Source organism: Shewanella sp. SG41-4, assembly GCF_014164505.1.
Taxonomy (GTDB): domain Bacteria; phylum Pseudomonadota; class Gammaproteobacteria; order Enterobacterales; family Shewanellaceae; genus Shewanella.
This window is the reverse complement of record NZ_JACJFI010000189.1, coordinates 1-8671: the sequence shown is the minus strand read 5'-3', so window position 1 is coordinate 8671 and position 8671 is coordinate 1. Positions and strand designations below refer to the sequence as shown.

Genomic DNA, 8671 nt, shown 5'->3' with positions numbered 1-8671 from the left:
GAAACATTTGGCTTTACGCCAGCCAAAACATCAAAAATCAATTGCCTACACATCATCAAGATGAATGTATCGTGTTAAATGATATACAAGATAACTTCATACTTGTTAGTCAAATTGGTGATCATATTTGGATTCAAACTGACAAATATGATCATTATGGTTGTTATCAATTACCGATTGAATCAACAAACCTACAAGACGTGGTCCACACCATGTTAACGCTGGAACGAAAGTATAGTTACCACTTTAGCCGTTCTGGTTTATGGCAATACAAGCTATCAATAACATTGAAAAGCCAAACTAAATTCAGCCCAAGAAGATCGGATTACTTAAAATCTAGCTTAGATGAACAAGTCTAAAAAATGATTTAGAAAGGATGTTATGAAAAAATCAAACTTCGAGTTTTTAAAAGGTGTAAACGATATTTTATATCGTATTGCCTGCGCGGCAGAAAATAACTTTCCTGACGACCCTAATACCACATTGGTTAAGCTACGCATGTTTGGTGAATCTGCCGCTAAGCACTTAGGTAAATTGTTGTGTATCGAATCACAAGACACGCAGCTTGATTTACTCCGCGAGCTAGCCAAAGTGTCTTGGGTCGACGACTCAATCATTAAAATATTTCATGAGTTACGGATTATCGGCAACAAAGCCGTTCATAAATACCATGAAGATTTAAATGATGCGGAAATGTGTTTGCGATTAACTTTCCGATTAAGCGTATGGTATTACCGCCTGCTGACCAAAGATGATGACTTTCAAACACCGCTATTTATCCTGCCAACAAGTCAGCAAAGTAATGACGATGCAGCTAAGCAAATAGATGAATTAAAAGCAGCACTCGCAGAGGCTGAACAACAATCAAAACATAATCAAGCCCAGTCAAAGTCAGAAGTTGCAGCACAGCAAAACAAACTTGTTGCCCTACAAGGTTACATTTCGATTTTAGAAAGTAAGCAAACCGAAACCATAGAACAAACACAAGCCCGTATTGCTGCGCTTGAAGCTCAATTAAAAGCTAAAGATGCTGAAATAGCTAAAAAGACAGAAGCAGAACGCAAAGCTTACAAAAAGCAAATTACTGAACAAGCAGCTTCACGCTCATTAGGCTTAAGCGAGCCAGAAACTCGTTACCTTATTGATCTACAACTACGACAAGCAGGCTGGGAAGCCAACACGCAACTGCTAAAATATGCAGCAGGAACCCGACCAGAAATTGGCCGCAATATCGCCATTGCCGAATGGCCAACAGGCCTTGATGAAACAGGTAAAGCAGGCTTTGCCGATTACGTGTTATTTGTTGGTTTGTTGCCCATTGCAGTGATTGAGGCCAAAAAGCAAAATCTCGATGTTATGGCCAAATTGTCAGAAGCGTATCGTTATAGCCATACCTTTGACATGCAATTTTTGCGCGATGAGTTAAGTAATCATTATAAAAATTCAGACCAATTCTCAATGATTGCCGATCAGCTGCCAACTTATAAACCATTATGGTTAGACTCAGATGGTACAACCCAATTTAACATTCCATTTTGCTATTCCGCCAATGGCCGTGAATACCGTGCCGCGGTTAAAACAAAAAGTGGCATTTGGCACCGGGATGTTCGCTCAAGTACCAACCAAGCCAAAGCATTACCATCCTGGCATAGCCCAGAAGAATTAATGGCCAAACTTGAGCGCAATAATGACGTGCTAAAGAACTGGTTTAGTCAAAATCCCGATTATTCGCCGCTTAGCTTGTATTACTATCAAGAAGACGCCGTAAAAGCCATTGAGCAAGGCATTATTGATGGCAAACAAGAAATGATGCTGGCAATGGCCACAGGAACGGGTAAAACCCGCACCGCAATAGGCATTATGTATCGCCTGATCCAGTCACAACGTATTAACCGCATTTTGTTTTTAGTCGACAGACGCAGCCTAGGTATTCAAGCTATTGGTGCGTTTGAAGATGTTCGTATTAACGACGAAACCTTTAGCAGCATCTTTAATGTAAAAGGCCTAACCGACAAATTCCCAGAAGACAGCACCAAAATTCATGTCGCCACAGTGCAGTCGCTGGTTAAACGAGTACTACAAAGCGATGAAACCGTCCCCGTAGGGCGTTACGACTGCATTATTGTCGACGAAGCGCATCGTGGTTATGTGCTGGACTCAGAGCAAACCGAAGGGGAAGAGCAGTTCCGTAATGCACAAGACTACATCTCGTCGTACCGCCGAATTATTGAACATTTTGATGCAGTAAAAATTGCCTTAACCGCCACCCCCGCGCTGCACACTCGTGAGATTTTTGGCGACCCTATTTATCGATACACCTATCGTCAGGCGGTTATCGACGGTTACCTTAATGACCAAGAACCACCTATAAAAATAGTCACCCAATTAAGTCAAAACGGGGTGCATTTCGCTAAAGGCGAACAAGTTGAGCGATTAAGTTATCAAGGTGAACTCATCATAGACGAATTAGCCGACGAGCAAGATTTTGAAGTTGCAGACTTTAACCGTAATCTTATTGCACCTAATTTCACGAAAGCCATTTGTGATGAGCTCGTTAATCATATCGACCCAACCAGCCTGCAAAAAACCTTAGTATTTTGTGTCGATAACGACCATGCAGACATGATGGTTGATCAATTACGTTTGTCATTTGGTGAAAAATATCCGCTGCTTGAACACGACGCCATTATTAAAATTACCGGTGCGTCAGACAAAGACTCAGATAAAGTGCAAAGCATGATCACCCGCTATAAAAAAGAGCGCTTACCCAATATTGTGGTCACGGTGGATTTACTCAGTACCGGGGTCGACATCCCCAGTATTTGCAACATTGTGTTTGTGCGTAAGGTACGCAGCCGTATTTTATATGAGCAAATGAAAGGCCGTGCAACCCGTTTATGCCCGCAAGTAGGTAAAACATCGTTTCGTATATTTGATGCTGTCGATTTGTATGCCACCTTAGAAAGTGTTGACAGCATGAAGCCCGTTGTCGTGAGACCATCGGTAGATATTCAAACTCTGGTCAATGAAATTACCGACAGCGAAACCTATAAAGTCAAAGAGGCCGACGGCAGAAGCTTTGCCGCGCACAGTCATGACTTACTGGTGACTAAGTTACAACGGGTGATTGGCCAAGCCACGTATAACCGTCAATACAACAAAGAAATAGACCAAGCGGTTATTCGATTTGATGAAATATGCCAAGACACCATAGGCTGTGACTTTGCCAATTTAGGTCACACACTCAAGCAAAAAGGCCCTAAATGGACCGCGGAAATATTTAACCAAGTAGATAACCTAGTACCGCGTATCGAACGGCTTAAAAACCTCATTAATGAGCAAAGTAAATGGCCTATATTTACCGACATAGACGACAAAGTCATATCGGTAGATCGTCTATACGGCGACTACGACAATCCAGAAGACTTCCTCGAAGCCTTCGACAAGCTGGTCGATGTCAATGTAAATCAAAGTGCAGCCTTACAAACCGTGCTCACTAAACCGCGCGATTTAACCCGCAAAGCGTTAGTTGAATTACAAGAATGGTTCGACGCCCAGCACTTTGACGAATCAACATTGCGTAAAGCGTGGGCGAAAAAAACCAATCAAGACATCGCCGCCCGATTAATTGGTCATATTCGCCGTGCAGCAATGGGCCAAGCCTTATTGCCGTTCGATCAACGGGTAGACAATGCACTGGCTAAAATTCTTCAACAAGTCGATTGGACAGCAGAGCAAATCACCTGGCTTGAACGCCTAGCTGACAGCTTAAAAGAAAGCGTGGTGCTAGACGACAACACCTTCAAAATGGGTAATTACAAACGCCGTGGCGGTAAAACACGCCTGGAAGCCGTTTTTAATGATGAATTAGCGCGCATACTGTCCGACTTTAACGATTATATCTGGGATGAGCGTGCATAAACTCCTATCATGCAATGACAGGAACCATACACTCGCATTTAATGCTTAACATGCAATATAAAGAGACAATATTTTATGAACAACAATGAACTAGTCGCCAAACTGTGGAAGCTGTGCGACAACTTGCGTGATGGTGGTGTATCGTACCAAAACTACGTTAATGAGTTGGCATCGCTATTATTTTTAAAAATGTGCCAATCAACAGGGCAAGAGAAAGACTTACTGCCAGAAGGCTTTCGTTGGGCCAATCTCAAGTCCAAAATCGGTCAAGAACAACACCAGTTTTATCGCAATATGCTAGTGCAACTCGGTACCGACGAGCACGCCATTGTGCGCGCTATATTCCAAAACGTTAACACCACCATTACTCAGCCAGCGCAATTAACCGAGCTTGTCGACAATATGGACAAACTCGATTGGTTTGACGATGGACAAGGTAAATCCCGCGACGATTTTGGCGACATGTATGAAGGTTTACTGCAAAAAAACGCCAACGAAACCAAATCAGGCGCAGGCCAGTACTTTACGCCGCGGCCATTAATTAGTGCCATTGTTCAGCTGCTTAAACCGCAAGCACGGGAAGTGATACAAGATCCCGCCGCGGGTACCGCAGGCTTTTTAATTGAAGCCGACAAATACATTAAGTCACAAACCCATGACTTAGATGACCTAGACGATACCGACCAAGAGTTTCAAATGACCAAAGCCTTTATCGGCCTGGAGTTAGTGCCCGAAACTCGTCGTTTAGCGTTAATGAACTGTCTATTGCATGACATAGAAGGCGACGCCGAACATGGCGCTATCCGTTTAGGCAATACTTTGGGCAGTGCAGGGGAAAACCTCCCCAAAGCACAGGTGATATTAACCAACCCGCCTTTTGGCAGCGCGGCCAGTACTAACATTACCCGTATCTTTGTTCACCCAACGGGCAACAAGCAACTGTGTTTTATGCAGCACATTGTTGAGGCACTGCTACCAGGTGGCCGCGCCGCCGTGGTGATCCCAGATAACGTGTTGTTTGAAGGCGGTAAAGGCACTGAAATTCGCCGCGACTTAATGGACAAATGTAACCTGCACACTATTTTGCGCTTACCTACCGGCATTTTTTATGCCGCTGGGGTAAAAACCAACGTGCTGTTTTTCCAAAAAGGCAGCCCAACCAATCCAAATCAAGACAAAGGCTGCACCACAGCAACATGGGTGTACGACATGCGTACTAACATGAATACCTTTGGTAAACGCCGCCCGCTAACAGACGCCCATTTTCACGATTTCATCAAAGCCTTTGGTAGCGACAGCAACGGTCAATCTCCTCGTAAAGAGGGCGTTTGGCAGCAACTTGGCGAAATTGACACAAGCGTCGACGCTACTGAAAAAGTCACTGAAAAAGACAGTGTAGAAGCTAATGAAGCGTCAAGCGAGAAAGCGCAATCTCTTGAAACCGCCCGTTTCCGAAAGTTCAGCCGTGACTACATACGCGATCAAAAAGGTGACTCATTAGATATTTCCTGGCTTAAAGATTTAGCCGCAACTAATAGCGAGAACTTGCCAGAACCTGAAATCCTAGCAGGCGAGGCCATGGCCGATCTGACTGAAGCCATGTCGGAAATTTATCAGCTGATGCTGTCATTAGGTGCAGATGATGTTGCCGAAGGGCAAAAACAGCTCGTTGCAGAAGCATTTGGGTTAGTAGAAAAGCCGGAGGATCAGTAATGAGACTTTTGCAAAAAGGATGGGCAGATACAAATTTGGAAGCAATATCTGACTATATTCAACGTGGTAAAAGCCCAAAATACGTCGAATATAGTGAGTATCCGGTTGTAAATCAAAAGGCTGTACGTTGGTTTGGTATTCAGCAAGAACATTTAAAATATATTCATCCTGAGCAATGGGATAAATGGGATGTTCAAAGGTATTTAGTCGAAGGTGATATCTTATGGAATTCGACTGGGACTGGAACAATAGGACGCGCGTGTTATGTGAACTTAGAGCAACTTAACAAAGCAAAAGTTGTTGATAGTCATGTCACCATTGTTAGAACCAATTCATTAGTTAATTCTAAATATGCTTTTTATTGGATTATGCATCCTGAAACGCAAGGGGGTATTAACGGACTACAAAACGGTTCCACCAACCAAGTTGAACTTAGCAAAAAAATGGTTCAAACAACTAACATACCATTAGCCCCTCAACCCGAACAAAAGCGCATCGTCGAAAAACTGGATGAAGTGTTGGCGCAGGTCGACACCATCAAAGCCCGCCTCGATGGCATCCCCGCTATCCTAAAACGCTTCCGCCAATCCGTGCTCGCCTCAGCAGTATCAGGTAAGTTGACAGAAGAGTGGCGTGGATGCGATGAATATGCAGAAGTTTGTTCACGTTTAATTCCTAAAGGTTGGGTGCTAAAAGCAGCCACTGATGTTTGTAAAAAAGTTCAAAGTGGTTCGACACCCAAAAATGACCCATTTAATCAAAATGGGACAGTTCCTTTTTTAAAAGTTTACAATATAGTCAACCAGAAAATCGACTTTGACTATAAACCCCAATTTGTTACTAATGAAACTCATCAAGAAAAATCTAAAAGATCAATTGCCTATCCTGGTGATGTGTTGATGAATATTGTAGGTCCACCACTTGGGAAAGTAGCGATATTGACAGATCAATATCCTGAATGGAACCTAAATCAGGCTATTACTCTTTTTAGAGCAAATGATGAATTTCTTAATAACAAGTTTTTATATTTTGTTCTTTGTGAGGGGGAACTAGTGAGAGCGGTTATGCCTGATACCAAAGGGTCCGTTGGTCAAATTAATATATCGTTGACACAGTGCCGTGAGTCGACAATTCCTTTACCACCCATAAAAGAACAAAAAGAAATCGTCCGCCTTGTCGATAATTACTTTGAACTTGCCGACACCATCGAATCGCAGGTGAAAAAAGCCCAAATGCGAGTCGATAACCTCACCCAAAGCATTTTGGCTAAGGCATTCCGCGGGGAGTTAGTGCCACAAGACCCTAACGACGAACCTGCCGACAAACTGCTTGAACGTATCGCCAAAGCTCGCTTGGATGCTAAAGCCCTTTCGAAAGCTGCTAAAAAAGGGGTAGGCAGTAAAAAGTCGTCAGCAAAATAATAGTTTTGGGTAAGTACATCAGTCGATATACGGCTTTTGTGCTTACCCGTATTTTGCCCTTACTTTGCTAGTGCCTATCAATACCTTACTCATGTAATACACGTATTTAGCGCAAGATAATAGATCCGCTTAAATAGTCGACACTCCTCGAAAATATCGTAAAAACAGGTGGATAGATTTTTTAATAAGGTGTAAAAGTAAAATATAATAATAGCGTTACCGCTTGCGGCGTAATAAAAGATTGATGACAGTTACGTCGTCATAAAATGGATTTTTCAAAGGAATGATATAACAGAATGCAAAACCCTCAATATAGTACCCATCATATTTATCAACATGTTCAATCGTTAGTGGATAAGTTACTTAACGACCTTACAATTGATTCTGGCGATCTAGCGACAAAAGACACCACCGCTTATAGCCAACAGCTGTTAAATAATCTGTATGGCGATATCACCGCCAAGCTCAATGAGCTTGAAAAATACGCTGAATGGAATACCTTTACCATTGCACTTTATGGCGAAACCAATGCAGGTAAGTCGACCATTATTGAAACCCTGCGGATTTTGCTCGGTGAAGCGACTAAGAAACAACAACAAGCTAAATTTAAACAATGGCAACTTGATGCGGGTATTACGGTCGATACAGTTGAGCAAACCAGGCAACTAATTTTAGATACTGAAAAGCAAATAGAAACAATCGATGCTGCGTGGAATATTGAGCAAACCGAACTTAAACAAATGCTTATACAGTGCGAAACGAGTCATAATTTGGCACAGCAAGTTTGGATTGATTTAAAAAAATCAGTATCGCTTTTACAACGGTTTATTTGGCTTTTTAAAACCAGTCCACAAGCCAAAGCCGCTAATTCGACTAATGACGCTTTCAGCAGTGCTAAATCGGCACTCACCCAACAAACGGCTAGCCATCTTGAATCGCGAAATCAGCTGGTTACCAGGGTTAATGAGATAGAAAAAAACTATTTACACTTAATTTCAGCCATCAAACTAGCCGAACCATTTGCGGATGGCGGCATTATTGGTAATGGCCAATCTGATTTTACGTTAGACACTCAATGTTATTCATTTGATGTTGATGGCTGCCAATTTAATTTACTCGATGTGCCTGGTATTGAAGGTAAAGAATCAAAGGTAAGCGAGGCTATTTGGCAAGCGGTACATAAAGCACATGCCGTGTTTTACATCACCAGTAAAGCGTCTGCACCACAAAAGGGTGATGCTAATAACCCTGGTACGTTAGAGAAAATTAAACAGCATTTAGATGACCAGTCTGAAGTGTGGACCATCTTTAATAAACGCATACAAAACCCGATTCAACTTGATAAAAATCAATTGGTTTCAGACTGCGAGCTTGAGAGCTTACGTGATTTAGATGCCAAAATGACTCAATACTTAGGTGACAATTACCAGCAGTGTTTAATGTTGAGTGCTTATCCCGCCTACTTAGCCGTGGCGTCATGTTTACTGCCAGATAGTCGAGATCGCATGGTACAGAATAAGTTTTTGGCTCAGTACTCTGCACAACAAATAATCGTTAAATCGAATATTGCTGTACTCACGAAGATGTTTACCAAAGAGTTGGTTGAAGAATTTAAA

4 protein-coding genes and 1 pseudogene are annotated in these 8671 nt (G+C 42.4%); all 5 read left to right on the top strand.

Translation table 11 applies throughout. The features are described 5' to 3' along the window. The coding region (locus tag H5202_RS15375; protein ID WP_182772849.1) for a hypothetical protein at positions 1-359 on the top strand (359 nt) is incomplete at its 5' end. Positions 360-381: 22 nt separating this feature from the next. Next, on the top strand, positions 382-3921 hold the full coding sequence (hsdR, locus tag H5202_RS15370) for a type I restriction-modification system endonuclease (protein ID WP_182772848.1): 3540 nt from the start codon (positions 382-384) through the stop codon (positions 3919-3921). Between the two features lie 75 nt (positions 3922-3996). Beyond that, on the top strand, positions 3997-5634 hold the full coding sequence (locus H5202_RS15365; protein ID WP_182772847.1) for an N-6 DNA methylase: 1638 nt from the start codon (positions 3997-3999) through the stop codon (positions 5632-5634). Then, positions 5634-7055, top strand: a complete 1422-nt coding sequence (locus H5202_RS15360) for a restriction endonuclease subunit S (protein WP_182772846.1) — start codon at positions 5634-5636, stop codon at positions 7053-7055. The genes H5202_RS15365 and H5202_RS15360 overlap by 1 nt, the downstream gene beginning before the upstream one ends. A 296-nt stretch (positions 7056-7351) precedes the next feature. After that, positions 7352-8671 (top strand): annotated as a pseudogene (locus H5202_RS15355) (hypothetical protein); the annotation flags it as partial.